General features: G+C 63.2%; 24 protein-coding genes, 1 pseudogene and 1 riboswitch. Of the genes and pseudogenes, 10 read left to right on the forward strand and 15 right to left on the reverse strand.

The window, feature by feature from the left end; genetic code table 11:
- Positions 1-16: 16 nt before the first annotated feature.
- Positions 17-155, reverse strand: a riboswitch (FMN riboswitch).
- 116 nt (positions 156-271) lie between these two features.
- Positions 272-1,372, reverse strand: a complete 1,101-nt coding sequence (ribD, locus tag SM130_RS18110) for a bifunctional diaminohydroxyphosphoribosylaminopyrimidine deaminase/5-amino-6-(5-phosphoribosylamino)uracil reductase RibD (protein ID WP_102824687.1) — start codon at positions 1,370-1,372, stop codon at positions 272-274.
- Positions 1,369-1,836, reverse strand: coding sequence for a transcriptional regulator NrdR (gene nrdR / locus SM130_RS18115; RefSeq protein ID WP_003281766.1), 468 nt, complete (start codon positions 1,834-1,836; stop codon positions 1,369-1,371). Before nrdR ends, ribD begins: the two co-directional genes overlap by 4 nt.
- A gap of 113 nt (positions 1,837-1,949) precedes the next feature.
- Here nrdR and SM130_RS18120 point away from each other — a divergent pair, with 113 nt between their 5' ends.
- The 3 genes from SM130_RS18120 (at position 1,950) to thpR (ending at position 3,621) form a co-directional block, all read left to right on the forward strand.
- Positions 1,950-2,375: a YbaY family lipoprotein gene (locus SM130_RS18120; protein WP_102824686.1), complete on the forward strand. Its 426-nt coding sequence runs from the start codon at positions 1,950-1,952 to the stop codon at positions 2,373-2,375.
- Positions 2,372-3,028, forward strand: a complete 657-nt coding sequence (locus SM130_RS18125; RefSeq protein ID WP_102824685.1) for a class I SAM-dependent methyltransferase — start codon at positions 2,372-2,374, stop codon at positions 3,026-3,028. Before SM130_RS18120 ends, SM130_RS18125 begins: the two co-directional genes overlap by 4 nt.
- A 71-nt stretch (positions 3,029-3,099) precedes the next feature.
- Positions 3,100-3,621 carry an RNA 2',3'-cyclic phosphodiesterase gene (gene thpR / locus SM130_RS18130; RefSeq protein ID WP_102824684.1) on the forward strand — a complete coding sequence of 174 codons (522 nt, stop codon included), beginning with the start codon at positions 3,100-3,102 and terminating at the stop codon, positions 3,619-3,621.
- A gap of 31 nt (positions 3,622-3,652) precedes the next feature.
- On the opposite strand, the gene yedF is transcribed toward thpR, so the two are convergent.
- Together yedF and SM130_RS18140 are read right to left on the reverse strand one after the other, a co-directional pair.
- On the reverse strand, positions 3,653-3,883 hold the full coding sequence (yedF, locus tag SM130_RS18135; protein WP_102824683.1) for a sulfurtransferase-like selenium metabolism protein YedF: 231 nt from the start codon (positions 3,881-3,883) through the stop codon (positions 3,653-3,655).
- 94 nt (positions 3,884-3,977) lie between these two features.
- Positions 3,978-4,094, reverse strand: a pseudogene (locus SM130_RS18140) (hypothetical protein); the annotation flags it as partial.
- 194 nt (positions 4,095-4,288) lie between these two features.
- Here SM130_RS18140 and trxA point away from each other — a divergent pair.
- Positions 4,289-5,158 carry a thioredoxin gene (gene trxA, locus SM130_RS18145; RefSeq protein ID WP_102824682.1) on the forward strand — a complete coding sequence of 290 codons (870 nt, stop codon included), beginning with the start codon at positions 4,289-4,291 and terminating at the stop codon, positions 5,156-5,158.
- Positions 5,159-5,183: 25 nt separating this feature from the next.
- On the opposite strand, the gene SM130_RS18150 is transcribed toward trxA, so the two are convergent.
- Positions 5,184-5,534: a hypothetical protein gene (locus SM130_RS18150; protein ID WP_102824681.1), complete on the reverse strand. Its 351-nt coding sequence runs from the start codon at positions 5,532-5,534 to the stop codon at positions 5,184-5,186.
- Positions 5,535-5,626: 92 nt separating this feature from the next.
- Between SM130_RS18150 and SM130_RS18155 the strand changes: the two genes are divergently transcribed.
- Genes SM130_RS18155 through SM130_RS18170 form a run of 4 tightly spaced genes read left to right on the forward strand, consistent with a single transcriptional unit; the run spans position 5,627 to position 8,761 of the window.
- Entirely contained in the window at positions 5,627-6,247 is a 621-nt protein-coding gene (locus tag SM130_RS18155) for a DUF2796 domain-containing protein (protein ID WP_102824680.1), read from the forward strand.
- A 16-nt stretch (positions 6,248-6,263) separates the two neighbouring features.
- Entirely contained in the window at positions 6,264-6,971 is a 708-nt protein-coding gene (locus SM130_RS18160; protein WP_102824679.1) for an ABC transporter ATP-binding protein, read from the forward strand.
- Between the two features lie 3 nt (positions 6,972-6,974).
- Positions 6,975-8,240 carry an ABC transporter permease gene (locus SM130_RS18165; protein WP_102824678.1) on the forward strand — a complete coding sequence of 422 codons (1,266 nt, stop codon included), beginning with the start codon at positions 6,975-6,977 and terminating at the stop codon, positions 8,238-8,240.
- 8 nt (positions 8,241-8,248) lie between these two features.
- The gene (locus SM130_RS18170) at positions 8,249-8,761 is read left to right on the forward strand and encodes a DUF3299 domain-containing protein (RefSeq protein WP_102824677.1); all 513 of its coding nucleotides are present in this window, start codon (positions 8,249-8,251) and stop codon (positions 8,759-8,761) included.
- 125 nt (positions 8,762-8,886) lie between these two features.
- Here SM130_RS18170 and SM130_RS18175 read toward each other — a convergent pair whose 3' ends face one another.
- Genes SM130_RS18175 through SM130_RS18200 form a run of 6 tightly spaced genes read right to left on the reverse strand, consistent with a single transcriptional unit; the run spans position 8,887 to position 13,784 of the window.
- Positions 8,887-9,978 carry a tetratricopeptide repeat protein gene (locus tag SM130_RS18175; protein ID WP_102824676.1) on the reverse strand — a complete coding sequence of 364 codons (1,092 nt, stop codon included), beginning with the start codon at positions 9,976-9,978 and terminating at the stop codon, positions 8,887-8,889.
- A 1-nt stretch (position 9,979) separates the two neighbouring features.
- Positions 9,980-10,693 carry an energy transducer TonB gene (locus SM130_RS18180; RefSeq protein WP_102824675.1) on the reverse strand — a complete coding sequence of 238 codons (714 nt, stop codon included), beginning with the start codon at positions 10,691-10,693 and terminating at the stop codon, positions 9,980-9,982.
- A complete protein-coding gene (locus SM130_RS18185; protein ID WP_102824674.1) occupies positions 10,693-11,106 on the reverse strand; it encodes an ExbD/TolR family protein in 414 nt (137 codons plus the stop codon). Before SM130_RS18185 ends, SM130_RS18180 begins: the two co-directional genes overlap by 1 nt.
- Before the next feature lie 11 nt (positions 11,107-11,117).
- The gene (locus SM130_RS18190; protein WP_102825403.1) at positions 11,118-11,663 is read right to left on the reverse strand and encodes a MotA/TolQ/ExbB proton channel family protein; all 546 of its coding nucleotides are present in this window, start codon (positions 11,661-11,663) and stop codon (positions 11,118-11,120) included.
- Positions 11,656-13,002 (reverse strand): MotA/TolQ/ExbB proton channel family protein, encoded by a 1,347-nt coding sequence (locus SM130_RS18195; RefSeq protein WP_102824673.1) that lies wholly within the window; start codon positions 13,000-13,002, stop codon positions 11,656-11,658. Before SM130_RS18195 ends, SM130_RS18190 begins: the two co-directional genes overlap by 8 nt.
- Positions 12,999-13,784 carry a DUF3450 domain-containing protein gene (locus SM130_RS18200; RefSeq protein WP_102824672.1) on the reverse strand — a complete coding sequence of 262 codons (786 nt, stop codon included), beginning with the start codon at positions 13,782-13,784 and terminating at the stop codon, positions 12,999-13,001. Before SM130_RS18200 ends, SM130_RS18195 begins: the two co-directional genes overlap by 4 nt.
- Positions 13,785-13,968: 184 nt before the next feature.
- On the opposite strand from SM130_RS18200, the gene SM130_RS18205 reads away from it, so the two are divergent.
- Complete coding sequence (locus tag SM130_RS18205) at positions 13,969-14,646, forward strand: OmpW/AlkL family protein (protein ID WP_102824671.1); 678 nt, start codon at positions 13,969-13,971, stop codon at positions 14,644-14,646.
- A gap of 74 nt (positions 14,647-14,720) precedes the next feature.
- On the opposite strand, the gene SM130_RS18210 is transcribed toward SM130_RS18205, so the two are convergent.
- From SM130_RS18210 to SM130_RS18225, 4 genes are all read right to left on the reverse strand, one after another.
- Positions 14,721-15,650 carry an NAD-dependent epimerase/dehydratase family protein gene (locus SM130_RS18210; RefSeq protein WP_102824670.1) on the reverse strand — a complete coding sequence of 310 codons (930 nt, stop codon included), beginning with the start codon at positions 15,648-15,650 and terminating at the stop codon, positions 14,721-14,723.
- Entirely contained in the window at positions 15,643-16,527 is an 885-nt protein-coding gene (locus tag SM130_RS18215; protein ID WP_102824669.1) for a sugar nucleotide-binding protein, read from the reverse strand. The genes SM130_RS18210 and SM130_RS18215 overlap by 8 nt, the downstream gene beginning before the upstream one ends.
- A 10-nt stretch (positions 16,528-16,537) precedes the next feature.
- A complete protein-coding gene (locus SM130_RS18220) occupies positions 16,538-17,035 on the reverse strand; it encodes a single-stranded DNA-binding protein (protein WP_102824668.1) in 498 nt (165 codons plus the stop codon).
- 169 nt (positions 17,036-17,204) lie between these two features.
- Positions 17,205-18,572: an MFS transporter gene (locus SM130_RS18225; protein ID WP_102824667.1), complete on the reverse strand. Its 1,368-nt coding sequence runs from the start codon at positions 18,570-18,572 to the stop codon at positions 17,205-17,207.
- Positions 18,573-18,703: 131 nt separating this feature from the next.
- Here SM130_RS18225 and uvrA point away from each other — a divergent pair, with 131 nt between their 5' ends.
- Positions 18,704-21,541, forward strand: coding sequence for an excinuclease ABC subunit UvrA (uvrA, locus tag SM130_RS18230; protein WP_102824666.1), 2,838 nt, complete (start codon positions 18,704-18,706; stop codon positions 21,539-21,541).
- The last annotated feature ends 18 nt before the right edge of the window (positions 21,542-21,559 follow it).

Raw genomic sequence — 21,559 nt, forward strand, 5'->3', positions numbered from 1 at the left:
GGCGCCCATCGGGATATCCCGCTCTCTCTCATCCGGACTATACCGTCGGCCCCGGAATCACACCGGGTCTGCTGACCTTGCCTAAGCAAGCGCTCGCGGGCTAGGCCGAAGCCATTACCGCCGGTGGGGAATCGCACCCCGCCCTGAGAACGTTGGGCCGCTTGCGGCCCGGCAGCGTTTTTAACACAAATAGCGACGCGGGGCAGCCCGTTATCGCCCGATAGCAGCTATGGGAATGCAAGACCCAGGCTATCGCCTGACACGCTGTCTATCAGTTCGCCGGGCGCGCCACGATCTTCCAGTCGTTGCCCACCGCCCGGATGTCGACGATCTTCAGCTCGCGCGCCTCGCTCATGCGCTCCAACGGCAGCTCAAGCAACGGCCGCGCCGAGGAGCCGAGGAACTTGGCCGCCATGAACAGCTGATACTCGTCGATCAGACCGAGACTGGCGAAGGCACCGACCAGCCGCGGCCCGGCTTCGACCAGCACTTCGTTAGCGCCGCGCGCGGCCAGCTCATTCAACAGCGCAGCCAGATCGACCCGCTCCTGGCCCAGCACCAGCACCTCATGGCCCGCAGCACGATAGCCATCCTCGCAGCCCGCCACAGCCGTAGCGACCAGTGCCGGACCAGCCTGAAAGAATGGCGCCTCCAGCGGCACGCGCAGGCGGCCATCAACCAGCACCCGCAGCGGCGGGCGCTGCAGCGCCAGCGCCGTGGTTTCCGCATCCAGCCCCAGCTCGGCGCCGCGCACGGTCAGCCGCGCGGCATCCATCATTACGGTATCGGCGCCGGTCAGCACTACGCTGGAACGGGCACGCAGGCGCTGCACCTCGGCACGGGCCGCCGGGCCGGTAATCCACTGGCTTTCGCCGCTGGCCATCGCAGTGCGCCCATCCAGGCTCATCGCCAGCTTGGCGCGAACGAATGGCAGGCCGCTTTCCATGCGTTTGATAAAGCCGCAATTGAGCTCGCGCGCCTCGGCTTCCAGCACACCGCTGGCGACTTCGATGCCGGCGCAGCGCAGCAATTGCAGGCCACGCCCAGCGACCTGCGGGTTGGGGTCTTGCATGGCCGCGACCACCCGCCCGACACCGGCCTTGACCAGCGCTTCGGCACAGGGCGGCGTGCGCCCATGGTGGCTACAAGGTTCGAGGGTGACGTAGGCGGTGCCGCCGCGCGCACGCTCACCCGCTTGGCGCAACGCGTGGACCTCAGCATGCGGCTCGCCGGCGCGCGCATGCCAGCCTTCGCCGACCAGCTCACCGCCCGCGACAATGACGCAACCGACCCGTGGGTTCGGATGAGTCGAATACAGCCCCTTACGCGCCAGCTGCAGCGCATGGGCCATCCAGGCGTGATCGGTAGTCATTCGGGCTTCGCGGGCTCGCGGGACAGTCGCTCGATTTCCTCGCGGAACTCGTTGAGGTCCTGAAAGCGGCGGTAGACGGAGGCAAAGCGGATATAGGCGACCTCATCGAGCTTCTGCAACTCGGCCATCACCAGCTCGCCGAGCACGCGCGACTTGATCTCGCGCTCGCCAGTGGCGCGCAACTGATGCTTGATATGCGCGATGGCCGCTTCAAGGCGCTCGACGCTGACCGGCCGTTTTTCCAGCGCGCGCTGCATACCGGCGCGTAGTTTCTGCTCGTCGAATGGCTGGCGGCTGCCATCGGACTTGATCAGTCGGGGCATCACCAGCTCGGCGGTTTCGAAGGTGGTGAAACGCTCGCCACAGGCCAGGCACTCGCGGCGACGGCGCACCTGATCGCCTTCGGCAACCAGGCGGGAATCGATGACCTTGGTATCGTTGGCGGCACAGAAGGGACAATGCATGGGGCTGAAATCGGTCGTACGTCGGGACGGCCATGGTAGCGCATCCGACCGGCAAGACAAGGCGACGGCTTTGCTGCTATACAAGCCCGCACCCGTCGCTCAGGAGCCTTTCCGTGCCACCACGTCTTCTCGTTCTACCCGCCTTGCTGGCCCTTCTTGGGGGCTGCAGCAGCCAGCCCAGCGAACCGCCACAGGCACCTGTCGAACTGAGCAGCGCGCCCCACTCCAAGTTGCTCAACGAGCTGAGCGGAAGCCTGATTGGTGCACCGGCTGGCAGCGATGTGGAACTGGCCCTGCTGGAGGTCGATCGTCGCGACCAGCCGGATCGCCTGCTCAGCAACGTGCAGCTCAAGGGCCGCGACAGCCAACTGCCCTTCATCCTGCAGTTCAACCCCGACGCCTTCCCCACCGGTCAGCGTGTCGAGCTGCGCGGCCGGGTCACGCGGGCCGGCCAGCTGATCATGCGCCTCCCACCACGAACCATCTCCAGCCCAGCCAGCCAGGCTCTCGGCCCGCTGCAGCTAGTCCCAGCGCCGTGACGGCACCCGCAGTATTACAGGTGGCGCTGAATGAATTGTTGGGCGACGCATACCTGGTCGCCGAACCGCTGCCGGGCACCGATTTAAAGTTATGGCTGATCGACGCCGCCAATATGGACCGCGCGTTCAGCCCCGAAGAAACCCGGCGGATTCTCGAAGACCCGCCGTACTGGAGCTTCTGCTGGGCCAGCGGCCTGGTGCTGGCCCGCTGGCTGGCCGAGCGGCCGGAGTGGGTACGTGGCAAGCGCGTGCTGGATTTCGGTGCCGGCTCGGGCGTCGCGGCCATCGCCGCTGCCAAGGCGGGCGCAGCCGAAGTGGTGGCCTGCGACCTCGACCCGCTGGCGCTTGCCGCCTGCCAGGCCAATGCCGCCCTGAACGATGTCGAGCTACGCTATTCGCAGGACTTCTTCGGCGAAGCGGATCACTACGACCTGATCATCGTCGCGGATGTGCTCTACGACCGCGCCAACCTGCCGCTGCTGGACCACTTCCTCAGTCGCGGACGCGAAGCGCTAGTGGCCGATTCGCGAGTGCGCGATTTCGCCCACCCGCTGTACCGGCGCCTGGATGTGCTTGATGCCTGCACCTGGCCGGATCTGGCAGAGCCTGCAGAGTTCAGGCGTGTGAGCCTCTATCACGCAGCGAGGAGCTGAAGAGCCCGAGGTAGGTGAAAAACCGCGAAGCGTTTTCCACATATCTGCGCCGCTGCGGCCGGAGACCCGCCATGATCGACGACACCCTGCGCCTGTTCTTTGCCCTACCCTGCCCGCCCGAGCAGGCAGCGGCCATTTGCGCGTGGCGTGATAGCCAGGACTTCGACGGCCGGGCGGTTGCGCGCGACAACCTGCACCTGACCCTGGCCTTTCTCGGCGCACAGCCGACGCATCACCTCGATGCCCTGCTGCAAATGGCTGCGACGGTGCAAGCCGAGGCCTTCAGCCTGACCCTCGACCGGCTCACCACCATCGGCAAGGGCTTCATCTGCCTGCAGCCCGGCACGACACCTCCCGAACTGTTGCGGCTGGTCGCAGCGCTGAGCGAACGCTTGGCGGCGCTTGGCGTGGTGCTCGACTGTCGACCCTTCCTGCCGCACCTGACGCTGAGCCGCCAGGCCCGGAGCCGACCGCAGAAACTGGCGCCGGGCTTCGCCTGGCAAGTCGACCGCTTCGTGCTCTACCGCTCGAGCAATGTCGCGGATGGTGTGCGCTACGATGAACTGGGAAGCTGGTCTCTATCAGCGCCGTAGCGACCGTTCAGGGCAGCCTCGGCGCCATCGCTCAACGCGGCACTTTGATCAGAAAACGAAACAGCGCGCCGTGCTGTTCCACCGCCAGGCAGTTGTAGCCCTTGGCCTTGGCATCTTCGGGGATGCCATGCGCCCACTGCGAGCAATCGGTCACCACCTCGAGCAACTGCCCCGGCTGCATGGTTTCCAGCGTGGCGATGGCGTTGTACGGGCAATGCTCGCCACGCAGATCAAGCGAGAGATTCGGTTTGGCCTGGCTCACGGGCAGGGCTCCTTTTCGGTTGGAAACGACGTGTATTCAGGTGCACCAGCAACATTGCCATGGCCAGGCCGGCGAAGGTCGGCAGCAACCCCTAGAAGGTGCCGGTTATGGCGAGGTAGTCAGCGGAAGCGACACCCAGCGCGACAAGCGCGGGCAGCGGCGACCAGAAGCGCACGAGGTAGCGCTCCCGGAAGTCGGAGAGAACCGACATGTGACGCTCCTTATGACGCGCGACTGCAAACGCCGCATCGGTCTAGGAAAAGGGTTACGCCATGATGAGCCGGCAAGGAGCCATGCCACCCGACGGGCGCGATGGCCACGGTCGTGCGAGCCCTTGCTTCCAGCGGCAGGCGCCCCCACATACCATGCACGCCTTTCCTGACATTCGTGCCCACGAGAATTCCGATGAGCCAGACGCCTTATATCTTCGATGTCACTACCGCCAGCTTCGAACAGCTGGTGCTCGAGAACTCGTTTCACAAGCCGGTACTGGTCGACTTCTGGGCCGAATGGTGCGCGCCATGCAAGGCGCTGATGCCAATGCTGGCGAAGATCGCCGAGGAGTTTCAGGGCGAGCTGCTACTGGCCAAGGTCAACTGTGATATCGAGCAGGAAGTCGTCGCTCGTTTCGGCATTCGCAGCCTGCCGACCGTGGTGCTGTTCAAGGACGGTCAGCCGGTGGACGGCTTTGCCGGCGCGCAGCCGGAATCAGCCGTTCGCGCCATGCTCGAGCCGCATGTTCAAGCTCCGGAGGCACCACAAGGCAGCCTTCTTGAAAACGCTCAGGCGCTGTTCGCCGAAGGTCGTTTCGCCGATGCCGAAGCGCAGTTGCAGCAACTGCTTAGCGAAGACAACGAAAACGGCGCCGGTCTGATTCTGTACGCCCGCTGCCTGGCCGAACGCGGTGAACTGGGCGAGGCGGAAACGGTGCTCAATGCGGTGAAAGGCGACGAGCATAAGCAAGCACTGGCCGGTGCGCGCGCCCAGCTGACCTTTCTGCGCCTGGCCAACGAGCTGCCGGAAGTGGCTACATTGAAGAGTCGCCTGGCACAGAACGGCGAAGATGACGAAGCGGCTTACCAGCTGGCTGTCCAGCAGCTGGCTCGCCAGCAATACGAGGCGGCGCTCGACGGTTTGCTCAAGCTGTTCGTGCGTAACCGTGGTTATGCCGACGGGCAACCGCACAAGACACTGCTACAGGTCTTCGACCTGCTCGGCAACGAGCATCCGCTGGTGACGCTGTACCGCCGCAAGCTCTATCAGGCCATCTACTGATCGTTCGCAACAGCAGGCGAGCCGTTCAGGACGGCTCGCCAATCCAGTGGTAACAGGGCGAGTCGGCACCATGCTCGACTTTCACCTCCTCGCAATGCCGCAGACGCACCAGCAGCCGCTTGGCCAATGGTGCGTTTCCGGTCAGCGCTTCCAGCTCGGCGAGCAGCTCCGGACCGTCCAGCTTGCCAGCGCCGCGCAATCGCTCGCGAGCGCTGTGCCAATGCGCATCAGTTGCAGGCGCCGTACGCGCAGGAACGCTACTGCTCACCTCGCCGGCATCGGCAAAGCCACGGGCCAGCTGCGACCAGTCACGCTCTTCAAGCTCGATCTCGAGATCGACCGGCCAATCCCCTATACGTCCGCGAATTCGAATCATGCTGCGCCTCCCAAGTGATGCGCCATGCTCACATGACGGAAACGGGCTGGCCAGCCGCGCGGCAAAGTTGTTATAAGGTAACACCCCTTTCGATGGAGCTGACCATGCGCCACCTACTGCTTGCCGTGCCTATGCTTCTGCTGCCTTTGACTTACAGCCACGCGCGCGAAGAACACCACCATCACGACCACGAGGACGCCTCCACCCTGGGTGCGCATGAGCATGGCGCCGCGCGCCTGAATGCGGCACTGGATGGCAAGCGGCTGGAACTGGAACTGATCAGCCCGGCGATGAATCTGCTCGGTTTCGAACACGCCCCGGCCAGCGCAGCGGATGAGGCGAAAATCGCCAGCGCCCGCTCAAAACTGGAACAACCGCAAGCATTGTTCGGCCTGCCGTCCGCAGCGGGATGCGCCGTGAGCGAACAGCACTTCGAAGGCGAGCTGCTCGGTTCAGCCCACGCAGGCTACAAGCGCGGGGACGACCACGATCACGATCACGATCACGATCACGATCACGAAGATGGTGGGCACAGTGATATCGAAGCGCACTACCAGTTCGACTGCAGCAACCCAGAGGCACTGCGCGCACTGAATCTGAAAGGGCTGTTTGAAAGCTTCCCCGGCACGGAAAAGATTCAGGTACAACTGATCGGCCCGAACGGTCAGCAGGGCGTAGAACTGACTCCGGCACGCTCGCAGCTGCCCTTCTGAAACACACTGGACCTAGATGACTGCTCCTCTACTTGCAATCGACAGTCTCGGCTTCGCCTGGCCTCGCCAGGCCGAGCTGCTGGACATTCCCACGTTTCGCCTCGAGCGCGGCGAAAGCCTCTTTCTCAAAGGCCCCTCGGGCAGTGGCAAGACCACGCTACTGGGGCTGATCGGCGGCGTACAGAAGGCCGGGCGCGGCAGCATCCGTCTGCTCGACCACGACCTCGGCTGCCTCTCGGCTGGTGCGCGTGATCGCTTCCGTGTCGATCACACCGGCTACATCTTCCAGCAGTTCAACCTGCTGCCTTTTCTTTCGGTACGCGAGAACGTCAGCCTGCCATGCCACTTTTCACGGCTGCGTGCCGAGCGTGCGCGCAAACGGCACGGCAGCACCGATGCAGCGGCAGCGAGCCTGTTGCAGCATCTGGGCCTGGCGTCCGAGCTGTTCGAGCGTCGCGCCGATGCGCTCTCCATCGGCCAGCAGCAGCGCGTTGCAGCCGCCCGCGCATTGATCGGTCAACCGGAATTGGTCATTGCCGATGAGCCGACCTCGGCACTGGATGCGGACAGCCGCGAGGCCTTCCTGCAGCTGCTGTTCTCCGAGTGCCGCGCCGCCGGGGCGAGCCTGCTGTTCGTCAGCCACGACCAGAGCCTGGCGCCGCTATTCGACCGCAGCCTGTCGCTGGCCGAACTCAATCGCGCCACACACGCAACGGAGTGCTGACCGGTGTATCTCCTGCGCCTGGCCCTGGCGAGCCTTAACAATCGCCGCTTCACTGCCCTGCTGACGGTATTCGCCATCGCGCTGTCGGTGTGCCTGCTGCTTGCCGTTGAACGGGTGCGCAACGAGACCCGTGCGAGCTTCGCCAGCACCATCAGCGGCACCGACCTGGTAGTCGGCGCCCGCTCCGGTTCGGTCAACCTGCTGCTGTACTCGGTGTTTCGCATCGGCAATGCGACCAACAACATCCGCTGGGACAGCTATCAGCATTTCGCCGAGCATCCGCGGGTCGACTGGGCAATTCCGATTTCCCTGGGCGATTCCCATCGTGGTTACCGGGTGATGGGCACCAACACCACCTACTTCGAGCACTACCGTTATGGCCGCAAACAGCCGCTTCAGCTGGCCGAAGGCCGTGCCTTCGAGAGCGATCCGTTCGAAGTGGTGCTTGGTGCCGAGGTGGCCAGCGCGCTGGGCTACCAGCTGGATGACAGCATCGTCCTCGCCCACGGCGTAGCGCGTGTCAGCCTGGTTCAGCACGATGACAAACCCTTCCGCGTGGTGGGCGTGCTGCAGCGCACCGGTACGCCGGTCGACCGCACCCTGCATATCAGCCTTGCGGGTATGGAGGCGCTGCATGTCGATTGGCAGAACGGCATGCCGGCCCGCGGTGCGGCGCGTATCGATGCTGACCAGGCGCGCGAGCTCGACCTGCAGCCGCAGCAGATCACCGCATTTCTACTCGGGCTCAACAGCAAGATCGCCACGTTCACCCTGCAACGGGAGATCAACCAGTACCGCGGCGAGCCGCTGCTGGCCATTCTGCCCGGTGTCGCACTGCAGGAGCTGTGGAGCCTGATGGGCACGGCCGAGAAGGCACTGTTCGTGGTTTCACTGTTCGTTGTACTGACCGGCCTGATCGGCATGCTGACGGCGATCCTGACCAGCCTCAACGAACGACGCCGCGAGATGGCAATACTGCGCTCGGTGGGCGCCCGCCCCTGGCATATCGCCGCGCTACTGATCATCGAGGCCTTCGGCCTGGCCCTGGCCGGTACGCTGTGCGGCCTGGGCCTGCTTTACCTGGGCATTGCCGTGGCCCAGTCGCCGCTGCAGAGCCTTTATGGATTGTATCTGCCGCTTGCTTGGCCAAGCGCCTATGAGTGGAGCCTGCTCGGCGCTATCCTGCTGGCGGCACTGCTGATGGGCAGCGTGCCCGCCTGGCGGGCCTATCGCCAATCGCTCGCCGATGGCCTGTCGATTCGACTGTGAGGAACCCGATGTCGCGCCTGTTGATTGCTCTGCTGCTGGCCTGCACGCTCCCGGTGTATGCCGATAACGTCCGCGAGCTGCAATGGGCGGAGCTGATCCCGGAAGGAGCGCCGCCACCGCCGCCGCCACTGGCCATTCATGACATGTCGCAGCTGGCCGATGCGCTCGCTGCCGAAGCCGGACCGGCTGCCTCGCAGCAATCGCCGGCCGCGCCTGTCGTCGAAGCGCTGGATGGAAAGATGGTCAAGTTACCGGGCTATATCGTTCCGCTGGACATGACCGATGAAGGCCGCGTGATCGAGTTTCTGCTAGTGCCTTATTTCGGCGCCTGCATCCACGTGCCGCCACCGCCATCCAACCAGATCGTGCATGCCACCAGCGAACTGGGCGTACGAATGGACGCGCTATACGAGCCGTTCTGGATCGAGGGGCCGCTGAGTGTCGAACACGCCAGCAGCGAGCTGGCCGAAGCGGGTTACCGCATGCAGGCTCAGAAGATCTATCCCTACGAGCTGCAATGACGACTCACCAGTGAATCAGCCAGAACCAAAGCGAGCAGTCGCAGCAGTGCGATGCGCGCCGGGCTGTGGCTGGTAGCGTCTCGCCACGACAGCCGCATGAACGCCTAACCCGCCCTAGCCAGGCCTCAGTGGGCGCTGGCTATCTGCTTCTCGCGCTCGAAGCTGAGTTCACCTTCGGCCCACTCGCGCCATTCGCGCACCCGCCGGCGCTCGGCGCCAGCCCGCTCGGCCTGCTTCAGCGCCTCAAGCCCGGCCTGCCAGCGGGCCTGCTCCAGCTCGAGCTGTGCGACATTCATCCAGAACTTGGCGCTGCCCGTCTGGCTCGCCAGCTGCCGGTATATTTTCGATGCTTCGGTACGCTCGCGTGCCTGCCACCAGAGCATGCCCATGCGTTCCTGGCGCGCGGCGTTGCTGGGTAACAAGCGCGACACGATCATCCCCTCAAGCAACTTGGCGCCTTGCCATGGCTGGCCGGCGGCACTGGCGAGAGCAACCAAGTTGTCCAGCTCCGCTTCACTGAAGCGCAAACCCTTTGCGTGCGCCGTGCGCAGCGTTGCCAGCGCACGGTCTTCCGCACCGGCCATCTGCTGCAGACCGGCCAACTGGCGCCAAGCCTTGCCCTGATCAGGGTGACGCAGCAGCAATTTCTGCTGCCAGCGCTCGGCCGCCTCATAGCGTTTCAGTTCGGCATTGCCGGCAACTAGAAACTGCAGCCAGGTATCGCCCGCTTTCGGATTGGCCTGCACGTAGCGATCGGCCAATGGCAGCGCTTTGGCATGCTGGCCGAGGCCCTGGTACGCCTGCACCAGCATCTGCAGCACTTCCTCGTTGCTCTGGCTGGCCGAGCCGAGCAGGCTGACCACCTTGGCGTAACGACCCTCGACGAGATTCAGTCGCGCCAGATTGAGGCGCTCGCCGGCAAGCAGCTCTTCATCCAGCTTGCCGCTGGCGACCGCCTTGTCCAGCCATTCAAGGGCCTGGCGATTGTTGCCCTCCGCCCAGGCGAGATACCCACGACTGCGCCAGAGCAAAGCCTCTTCACCGCTACCGGCCTTGGCGCTCACGCCGTCGAGCGCCTTGCGCGCTGCAGCGTAATCGCCTTTGCTCTGCGCGGTTTGCGCTCGCTCGAGCGCCATGAATACCGCCGGATCGATTGCCTGAGCGGCCTGAACGGAAACAGTGAGAAAAAGCGATAGCACGAGCAGCAGACGAAGCATCTCAGCGTTCTCCTTGCAGACGGAAGTGCAGGGTTTTCACGGCTTCACGGGATACCGCCGCACCACCCTCAGTGCGTGGCGCAAAACGCCAGCGGGCCGCGGCACGCCGAGCCTCGCGGTCAAAGATGTTACGCGGCGAGGCCTCCAGCACGCGTATGTTCTCCACCCGCCCCTGCGGGTTGATGGTGAAAGCCAATTTGATATGCCCCTCAATGCCCTGTTGACGCGCGCGATAGGGATACTCCGGGCGCACATCATTGAGCGGCATCACTTCCTGCTCCGGCCCCCCTGGATTCCCGGCGGCCTCCACCGCGGCACTCGCCGGGGCCGGAGCCGCCGCAGGCGCACTCGGCGCAGCCGTCAGGCCGGACAAGCTCGGTGCCGGTGCCGTAGCGACCGAGATGCCGGCATTGATGCTTGGCAGATCGAGATCGAGTTTCGGCAGATTGGCGTCCGGCGTAGCCATGTTCGGCGTTGGCGGTGTCGGTGGTTGCGGCGTCTTGGGTTGTGGCGGCTGTGGTGCTTGCTGACGTGAACGCGCAGCACTGTCTTCGTTGCGCCCATCCATGCGCACGAAGTTGGCGATCGCCAGCGGGTCTTCCTCGATCTTGCTGCGCGGCGGGTTGACCATGCTCAGCATCAGGACGAAGAGCAACAGCGCCACCACGCACGCGGCGACGAAGGCCAGACTGAAACGAACCAGCCGCGGCTGCATCAGCGCGACCCCGTGCTGGCAGCCAGCGCGACGTCCTGCACGCCAGCCAGTCGCGCCTGATCCATTACCTGCACCACGAGCCCAGTGCGCGCATCCTGGTCAGCCTGCACAACCACCGCGCCTTCCGGCTGATCCACGCGCAACCGCTCGACATGCGCCCGCACGCTGCGCACGTCCACAGTCTGTTTGTCGATCCAGACCTGGCCGTCGGCGGTGACGGCGATAAGAATATTGCCCTTGTCCTGAGCACTGGCGGTGTCCGCCTGTGGACGATGGACCTCGACACCGGACTCCTTTATGAAAGAGCTGGTGACGATGAAGAAGATCAGCATGATGAAGACCACGTCGAGCATCGGCGTAAGGTCGATGCCGGTGTCCTCTTCCTGCTGGTAATGATGACGACGCATACGCATCCCGCTAATCCTCAGTCATGACGCAGCTGGTCAGCCAGCCGGTCGAGAGACTGGCGCGCGATACGCTCAAGGCGCGCCAGACTGAACAATCCTGTGATAGCCAGCACCATGCCGGCCATGGTTGGCAGGGTCGCCTGCCAGACACCCGCGGCCATACCGCGTGGGTTGCCGGAGCCACTCAGCGCCAGCACGTCGAATACCGCGATCATGCCGCTGACCGTGCCGAGTAGCCCGAGCAGCGGATACATCGCAACCAGGGTCTTGCTTAGCCGTAGCGGCCCGGACAACTGCTGCTGCGCTTGCGCCAGCCAGGCCGAACGCACCGCCCGCTGCCAGCTACCAGGCTCGTCGGCCATCTGCGCCCAGGCCTGCCGGCGTGACTCCACCCAATGCGGGAAGACCCGCCGCATGAACCAGAGACGTTCGAAAACCAGCGTCCAATACAGCACGCAAAGGCCCGCCAGCGCCCACATCACCACCCCGCCCGCAGTCATGAAGTCGAGCAGCGCATGACCGCTGTCTACCAGACCTAGCCAGTGGGCACGCAGATCAGTCACGGCGTGGAGCCCCCGATAGGTGCAGCGCAATCAGCCCGGCACTCTGTTGTTCCAGCAGCTGAATCAGCCCCTTGCTGCGACTGGCCAGCAGGCTGTGCAGAAAGAGCAGCGGAATCGCCACGACCAGGCCCAGCACCGTGGTCACCAGCGCCTGCGAGATGCCATCGGCCATCAGGCGCGAGTCGCCACCACCACTTTGGGTAATCGCTTGGAAGGTGATGATCATGCCGGTCACGGTACCCAGTAGACCGAGCAGCGGCGCCACGGCGGCAAGCAGCTTGAGCAGCGGCTGACCACGCTCCAGCGGCGGTGTTTCCTGAAGAATCGCTTCGTCCAGCTTGAGCTCCAGCGTCTCCAGGTCCGACAGTTGAGGCTTAGGCCCCAGCACGCCGATGATGCGCCCGAGCGGATTGTCGTCGCGCGGCTGGTTGAGTTCACGCATCTGGCTACTGACCTTACGGCCGACGCCACCGAGGTAAACCATGCGCCAGATCGCCAGCAGCAGACCGATCGCGCCGAGCACCAGAATCACGCCACCGACCAGGCCGCCTTGCTTGACGCGATCCCAGAGGTCGGGCTGGCGCTGCAATTGCGCGATCAAGGTGCCGCGGCTCGGGTCCACCGGCAGGGTGGCGAGCGCGTCGGAGCTTTTCAGGTAGTCGTCGATCAGGCCCTTGCCGGATGGCTGGCGTGTCGGCACCAGCAGCTCGCGGGCATCGGCGTCGTAGCGCAGGAAAGCATTGTCGGTAAAGGCAGAAAAGCTGCCAACGCGCAGCACAGGCTGCTCGTTACGGGCACCATCGGCACCCACCACTGGAAGCTGCACCCGTTCCACTCGGCCACTGGCGGCGAGGTCTTCCAGCAGCGTCATCCAGAACGCGTCCAGATCGTCGGCGGACGGCAGGGTGCGGCTTTCCGCCAGGCTACGCAGCTGCTTCACGCGTTCGGGATATTGAGCATTGAGCATGCTGTCCTGCCACTGACCCGCGATGTCACCGGCACTTTGACGGACCACACCGAACAATTCGCCCAGGTGGCCAACCCGCTGAGCCAGGAGTTTCTCCTGCTCGGCCAGCTCGGCTTCCTGGCGGTCGAAATCGGCTTTCAGTCGTTCGGCCTCGGCTTTTTGTTCAGCCAGGGCTGCACGTGCGCGCGAAAGAAGCTGCTGTTGCTCACCACGGTCGCGGACGAAAGCCTGCTCACGGGACTGCATCGCGCTGACTTCCGCTGCTCGGTCGCTGCGAATGCGTTCGAGCAGCTGATCAGGACTTAGCGGTTCTGCCGAATGAGCCGAGAGTGGCAATAGCGCTATAAGGAAGAGGGAAAACAGACGACTCATTGCGCGGCCTCCTCGGCCAGGGTCTTCACGGGCAGTTGCAGATAGGCGGGCGCCTGCTGCTGGCGGGCAATGGCAATAGCCTGCGTCAGCGGACGGCGGGCGCTGCCCTCGAGCACTTCCCAGCTGCGCGTCTGCGGGTTCCACCAGCCGCTCTCATGAGCATCGAGGGTCTGGTAATAGAGCATTACCCGACCCAGCCGCAGGAATTCCACGCTGCGCGAGTCGCCATCACCAGGCAGCTCACCACGCCAGGCCTCCAGCGTGCGGCCATAGTCGCTTTCGATCTGATAGGCCTCAAGGATGCGGCGATACTTTTCAGCCAGGCTGACATCGGCCCGCGCCAGCAAGTCCTGCAGACCGGCAAGACGGTCCGCGCGCTCATCGGGCAGGAACGGCACGTCGGCGGCAATGAACTCGCCCAGCACCTCGACCATACGACTCATCTGCGGCGTCACCGCTTCCTGGGTACGCTCGATGCTGTCCAGCTGGCGCTGAAATCCGACCAACTCCTTGCGCTGCGCCGCGGTGAGTTCCTGAAGCTGCTTGTTGTATGCCTTCAGCGCCTCGGTCTGCTGCAGAGCACTGCGGTACTCGTTGAGCATCTCGCGAGTGGCGTCGTCGAGCTGATCGATCCGCGCTTGCGAAGCCTTGGCTTCGGCAGACAGACGCTCGCTCTCACCCAGCGCAGCGTCCAGCGGAGCCGCAGACAGCGACCCCGCGTAAAGCTGCAGACAGCACGGCAGCACGGCAACCGCCAACAGGCGGGGGATGAAGGAAGGCATTGAAGGATCCTTGCAGACGGGCGTTAACTCAAAAGAGAAACATTATCATCTGAGAATTGACGCAAAGCAACCCTGCCGCTATGTCGCATGCAGCGAGGCGTTTTTCATTGAGCTGGATCAAAAAGCCCCCGCGCTCAATCCCTACCATGGCCCCCAATCGCATTACACCAAACGGAGCATCATCATGCGCAAGACCCTGTTCACCGTTTCCGCGCTGGCCCTGGCGCTGGCCGCCCCCTTCGCCCAGGCTTTCGAGGCCGGGGACATCATCGTTCGCGCCGGTGCTATTACCGTTGATCCGCGTGAAGATAGCAGCAGTATTTCTACAGCGGTGACCGGCCCAATCGGGGGCACAAAGGCTACTCTCGACAGCAACACTCAGCTTGGTCTGAACTTCGCCTACATGGTGACCGACAAGGTAGGCATCGAGCTGCTGGCTGCGACTCCGTTCAGCCACGACGTTGGTGTTAAAGGGCTGGGAGCACCGCTCGATGGCAAATTCGGGACCATCAAGCACCTTCCGCCGACCCTGAGCGTTATCTACTACCCGCTCGACAAGACTTCTGCATTCCAGCCTTATGTCGGAGCAGGCGTTAACTACACCTGGTTCTTCGATGACAAGCTAAGCAGCCAAGCCGAGAGCAACGGCTTCAATGGCTTGGATTTGAAAAACTCCTGGGGCCTGGCTGCTCAAGTCGGCATGGACTACATGCTCACCGACAACATCATGCTGAACGCCCAGGTTCGCTATATCGACATCGACACCGAAGCGACCTCCAACCATGCGGCGCTCGGCAAAGTCAAAGTCGACGTAGACGTAGACCCGTTCGTCTACATGGTCGGTCTCGGCTACAAGTTCTGACGAAACCGGCCTAGCCGAATCGCAGACAGACAAAAGGCGCCTAAGGCGCCTTTTGTGCTTTTAGCGTTCGCCTCTTACAAGCCCAACAACTTCGCCAACCCTTCCCGCATGCTGGTCGGCGGCTCCGGCAGGCGATAGCGCTGTAGCAGCCGCGCATTGTTCGCTCGCGAATGACGAATATCCCCCGAACGCGGAGCCTGATAGTTCACCTCGGGCAAACCACCCAGCACATCGCCGATCGCCTCAAGCAGCTGATTCAGCGACGTCGCCTGATTAAGCCCAACATTCACCGCCCCTTCCAGCACCCCGGGCGACTCCAGCGCCTGCACCAGCACGTCGACCAAGTCGCCAACATAGACGAAGTCTCGCGTCTGCTCACCATCGCCGAACACCGCGATTGACAAGCCCTTCTGCGCGCGCTCGGTAAAGATGCTGATCACACCGGAATATGGTGACGAGGGATCCTGTCGCGGCCCGAAGATATTGAAGAAACGGAAGACCACCGGTTCCAGACCATGCTGGCGGCGATAGAAATCCAGGTAATGCTCGCTGGCCAGCTTGTCCGCGGCATAAGGCGTCAGCGGCGCCTTCGGCGTGTCTTCGTCGATAGACTGGCCTTCGCCATTGTTGCCATAGACGGCAGCGCTCGAAGCGAACAGCACGCGCTTCACGCCCGCCTCGCGCATTGCCTCGCACAGATTGAGGGTGCCGATCAGGTTGCTCTGGTGCGTACCGAACGGATCGTCCACCGACGCCTGCACCGACGCCACGGCGGCCAGATGCACAACAGCTCTACAGCCCTGCATCGCAAGGCGGACGCACTCAGCATCAGCCACATCACCGACGATCAGCTCAACGTCCGTGCTCTGCGGCAGGTTCTCGCGCTTGCCGGTCGAAAGGTTGTCGAGCACACGAACGGCGTAGCCGCGCGCCAGCAGCGCATCGACCAGATTCGATCCAATGAACCCGGCACCGCCGGTGACCAGAATTGGGGCATCAGCCATGACGGTAATAGCGCTCCAGCAGGCTCGGCAGCCCCGTGCGCCAGGCGCGCGGCTTGATGCCGAATGTGGTGAAAATCTTTTTGCATGCGAGCACACCGTGCTGCGGCTCGGCAGCAGCATCTGAACAATCGGCATGAGCCACGGCTGTCAGGTTCGCTTTCGTTACGTCGCGGTACCTACCAGCCTCACCGAGCAGCGCTTGCCCGACCAGCAAAGGCGTGGAAGCTTCATGCCCGCCGTAGTGATAGGTGCCCCACAGCGGTGCCTGGCAGTCGAGCTGCTTCAACACCGCCAGGATCACCCGAGCGGCATCGTCCACTGGCGTCGGATTGCCGCGCCGGTCATCCGCCAGCAGTATCGGATCGCTCTGCTCCAGCCGCTGCAGTACACGCCCCAATACACCGTCGCGACTGTCATCAAGCAACCAGCCAAAACGCAGCAGTACGTGGCGTGGACATAACGAGCGCACGCTCTGCTCGATACGCCAGAGCGCCTTGCCCCGCGTGTCCAACGGCGCGACTTCGTCCTTCTCGCTGTACGCCGTGGTACGGGCACCGTCGAACACGCGGTAGCTCGACGGCTGCAATAGCACGAAATCGTGATGCTGGCAGAGTTCGGCGAGGCGATCGACCGCGCGCTCCTGAGCAGCAAGCGCAGTCTCATTGGGCTGCCCGCTCTGAAACCAGTCGTAATAGTAGGCAAGATTGACCACGACATCCGGACGGTTGTCGTCGAGCAACTGGGTAAGACTGGCGGCGTCCCAGCCCTGGGCAGGCGGGCGCGGCGCGAGAAAACCGATGTCTTCCTCAGCGCCGAGGCGGATGAGCGCCTGGCCCAGGGCATTGCCGCCGCCCAACAGCATCAGGCGCATTCGCATTCAAAAAACTCTAGAAGGGGATGTCGTCGTCGAAGCTGTCGTAGTCCGGTGCCGGCTGCTGCCGTGCAGCGGGCTGCTGCGACTGCGGCTGTGCCTGCTGACGCGGCGCCTGTTGCGGCTCGCGCTGCGGACGAGCTTGACGCGGTGCTTCGTCGGCACTGCCGCCACGACCGCCGAGCAGCTGCATGCTGCCGTTCATGTCGACCACGATCTCGGTGGTGTAGCGCTTGACGCCGTCCTTCTCCCACTCGCGGGTCTGCAGACGGCCTTCGATGTAGCACTGCGAACCCTTGCGCAGGTATTCGCCGGCGATCTCGGCGACCTTACCGAACAGCACGACACGGTGCCACTCGGTGCGTTCCTGTAGCTGGCCGGTCTGCTTATCCTTCCAGCTGTCGGTGGTTGCCAGCGTGATGTTGGTCACCGCATTGCCATTGGGCATGTAGCGGGTTTCCGGGTCGCCGCCGACATTGCCGATCAAGATGACTTTATTCACCCCTCTGGCCATGGGTAACTCCTCTTGGAACAATGAGATTAAATGGGCTCGCCGATGGCGCTCCTGCTACCAACAAACCCGATGACCGCGAATCTTACCTCAGCCACCCCTTACAACCAACCGACGCACATTCAAGTTGCGCCGGCTTTGCGCGACCCATCTGGATTACAAGCGCACAACCTTAAGCGACAAGACGATCCAGCGTTTCACGGTCCAGCAATTGCGTATCGACCTTGATGTAGGCCGCCGCCTCGTCGATAACGATCAGGACATCGCTGACTCCGGCAACCTGCAGCAGGTCATCGCCAAGCCTGGCATTAGCGAGCGCACCGCTGGAGAGAGGCAGGCGCAGACTGGTCACATAGGGCGGCTCGCGCATGCTGAAAGCGACCACGAACCACAGCGCGCAGAGTGCAGCGCAGCCGCCGAACACCAACGCTAACCCACCCTGCTGATAGAGCATGCCGCCCAGCACGCCACCCAGACCGGCACCAAGGAACTGACTCGTGGAATAGACGCCCATTGCGGTGCCCTTGCCGCCAGCAGGCGCAACCTTGCTGATCAGCGATGGCAAGGAAGCTTCCAGCAGATTGAACGCGATGAAGAAGCCCACCATGCCGACAACCAGCATCCACAGCCCGTTACCGAACCACCAGAAAAACAGCTCGCAAAGCAGCAACGCGGTGACCGCCCCCAACAGCACGCGACGCATCTGCCGCTTCTTCTCACCATAAATAATGAAAGGGATCATGCCGAAGAAGCCGACTAGCAAGGCCGTGAGATAAACCCACCAGTGCTCTTCTTTGGGCAGCGCGCCCTGCTCCACCAGCGCCAGCGGCAGCGCGACGAAACTGGCCATCAGAATGGCGTGCAGCGCCAGGATGCTGAAATCCAGACGCAGTAGATCGGGATGGCGCAGGGTCAACCCGAGCGCCTGCTTGGCGACCGCGGACTCTCGATGACGCACATGGGCCTCGGCCTTTGGTAGCACTGCGACGATGACGCCACCGAGCATTGCCATCCCAGCGGTCACCCAGAACAGCCCGGACAAGCCGAAGGCACGGGTCAGCAACGGCCCGACAATCATCGCTACAGCAAAGGAAAACCCGATGCTCACCCCGATCAGCGCCATCGCCTTGGTCCGATGCTGTTCGCGGGTCAAGTCTGAAAGAAGTGCCATCACAGCCGCTGAAATCGCTCCGGCTCCTTGCAGAATGCGCCCCGCGATGACGCCCCAGATGCTGTCAGACATCGCCGCCAGCGCGGCGCCGGCGGCGAAGATCAACAAGCCGAAATAGATGATCGGCAAGCGCCCGATGCGATCGGAGAGAATACCGAAGGGAATTTGCAGCAGCGCCTGGGTCAAACCATAGGCACCTATCGCAAGGCCGATCAGGGTCGGCGTAGCGCCTTCCAGATCCATGCCGTAGGTGGCCAGCACGGGCAAAACCATGAACATGCCGAGCATGCGAAAAGCGAACACCAATGCCAGCCCGGAGGCTGCGCGTGTCTCGCTGGCGCTCATGCGCTCGCTGTAGGGGTCCTGCATGGAGGGTCTCGCTTGTATGAACCGGCGGCGATTCTAGCAGCCCAACCCTGTTCGGCACAGGCGCACGGTTTTGCCGCGACTATCTCCCCGGCCGTATACTTTCGGGTTTCCGCCCGCCACGCGAGGCTGTTTTGGACAAGATTCTGATTCGTGGGGCTCGCACCCACAACCTGAAGAACATCGACCTCACCCTGCCGCGCGACAAGCTGATCGTTATTACCGGCCTGTCCGGTTCCGGCAAGTCTTCGCTGGCTTTCGACACTCTTTACGCCGAAGGCCAGCGCCGTTACGTCGAGTCGCTCTCGGCGTACGCGCGGCAATTCCTCTCGATGATGGAAAAGCCCGACGTAGACACCATCGAGGGGCTATCCCCGGCGATCTCCATCGAGCAGAAATCGACCTCGCACAACCCGCGCTCCACCGTAGGCACCATTACCGAGATCTACGATTACCTGCGCCTGCTTTACGCACGCGTCGGCACGCCGCGCTGCCCGGATCATGACGCACCGCTGGAAGCACAGACCGTCAGCCAGATGGTCGATCAGGTGCTGGCGTTGCCCGAGGGCCGCAAACTCATGCTGCTGGCGCCGGTCATTCGCGAGCGCAAGGGCGAGCATCTGGCCGTGTTTGACGAACTGCGCGCCCAGGGTTTCGTGCGCGCCCGCATCAACGGGCGCCTGCACGAGCTCGACGAACTACCTAAGCTGGACAAACAGAAGAAGCATTCCATCGATGTGGTGGTCGACCGCTTCAAGGTTCGCGGCGACTTGCAGCAACGCCTGGCCGAGTCTTTCGAGACCGCGCTGAAGCTGGCCGATGGCATCGCCCTGGTCGCTTCCATGGAAGAGGATGACGACAGCGAAGAGATGATCTTCTCTGCGCGCTTCGCTTGCCCGATCTGCGGCCACTCGATCAGCGAGCTGGAGCCGAAGCTGTTCTCCTTCAACAACCCGGCCGGCGCCTGCCCGACCTGCGACGGCCTCGGTGTGAAGCAGTTCTTCGATGCCAAACGCCTGGTCAATGGCGAGCTGACCCTTGCCGAAGGCGCCATACGCGGCTGGGATCGACGCAACGTCTACTACTTCCAGATGCTCGGCTCACTGGCCTCGCACTACGACTTCAGCCTGGACGAGCCGTTCGACTCGCTGGCAGCCGACCAACAGAAATTCATCCTGCGCGGCAGCGGTCGCGAAAACGTTGAATTCCGTTATCTCAACGATCGCGGGGATATCGTCAAGCGCTCGCACCCGTTCGAGGGCATCATTCCCAACCTGGAACGGCGCTACCGCGAAACCGAGTCCAACTCGGTTCGCGAAGAGCTGGCCAAGTACCTCAGCACCCAGCCCTGCCCGGACTGTCGCGGCACACGGCTGCGCCGGGAGGCCCGCCACGTATGGGTCGGCGACAAGACTTTGCCTGCGGTTACAGCCATGCCCATCGGCGATGCCACCGACTACTTCGGCAGCCTCTCGCTCAGCGGACGGCGCGGCGAGATCGCCGACAAGATTCTCAAGGAGATCAGTGAACGCCTGCAGTTCCTGGTCAATGTCGGCCTCGATTATCTGACTCTGGACCGCAGCGCAGATACGCTCTCCGGCGGTGAAGCCCAGCGTATCCGCCTGGCCAGCCAGATTGGTGCCGGGCTTGTCGGGGTGATGTACATCCTCGACGAACCGTCGATCGGCCTGCATCAGCGCGACAACGAGCGGCTGCTGGGCACACTTCGTCATCTGCGCGACATCGGCAATACCGTAATCGTCGTCGAGCATGACGAAGATGCGATTCGTCTCGCCGACTACGTGGTAGACATCGGCCCCGGCGCCGGCATACATGGCGGCCGCATCGTCGCTGAGGGCACGCCGGACGAGGTGATGGCGCACCCGGATTCGCTGACCGGCAAGTACCTTTCTGGACGGGTGAAGATCAACTACCGGCCCGAGCGTACTCGTCGTGATCCAAAGCAGCTGCTCAAACTGAAGGGCGCGCGTGGTAACAACCTGCGCAACGTCGACCTGGAAATCCCGGTCGGCCTGCTTACCTGCATCACCGGCGTGTCGGGCTCGGGCAAGTCGACCCTGATCAACAACACGCTGTTCCCGATCACAGCTACTGCGCTCAATGGCGCGACCACGCTGGAAGTAGCGCCGCACGACAGCTTCGATGGCCTGCAGCATCTGGACAAGGTGGTGGATATCGATCAGAGCCCGATCGGCCGCACCCCGCGCTCCAACCCGGCGACCTATACCGGTCTGTTCACGCCGATTCGCGAGCTGTTTGCCGGCGTTCCGGAAGCGCGCTCACGCGGCTACGGTCCGGGCCGCTTCTCTTTCAACGTCAAGGGTGGACGCTGCGAAGCCTGCCAGGGCGACGGTGTGATCAAGGTGGAGATGCACTTCCTGCCGGATATCTACGTGCCCTGCGACGTGTGCAAGGGCAAGCGCTACAACCGCGAGACGCTGGAGGTGAAATACAAGGGCAAGAGCATCACCGAAGTGCTCGATATGACCATCGAAGAAGCCCGCGAATTCTTCGATCCGGTTCCCGCCGTTGCACGCAAACTGCAGACGCTGATAGATGTAGGGCTGTCCTATATCAAGCTGGGGCAAAGTGCGACAACCCTCTCCGGCGGTGAGGCGCAGCGCGTCAAGTTGTCCCGCGAGCTATCCAAGCGCGACACCGGCAAGACCCTGTACATCCTCGACGAACCCACCACCGGCCTGCATTTCGCCGATATCCAGCAACTGCTCGACGTACTGCATCGTCTGCGCGATCACGGCAACACCGTCGTGGTAATCGAGCACAACCTTGACGTGATCAAGACCGCCGACTGGCTGGTCGATCTCGGTCCGGAAGGCGGCTCGAAAGGTGGCCAGATAATCGCCTGCGGTACTCCAGAAGAGGTGGCAGACATGACCCAGTCGCATACGGGCCATTTCCTCAAGCCGTTGCTCGAGCGCGACCGGCACTGAAGCAAAACGCAAAAGCCG

The sequence above is a fragment of the Stutzerimonas stutzeri genome (assembly GCF_038561965.1).
Taxonomy (GTDB): Bacteria; Pseudomonadota; Gammaproteobacteria; order Pseudomonadales; family Pseudomonadaceae; genus Stutzerimonas; species Stutzerimonas stutzeri_AA.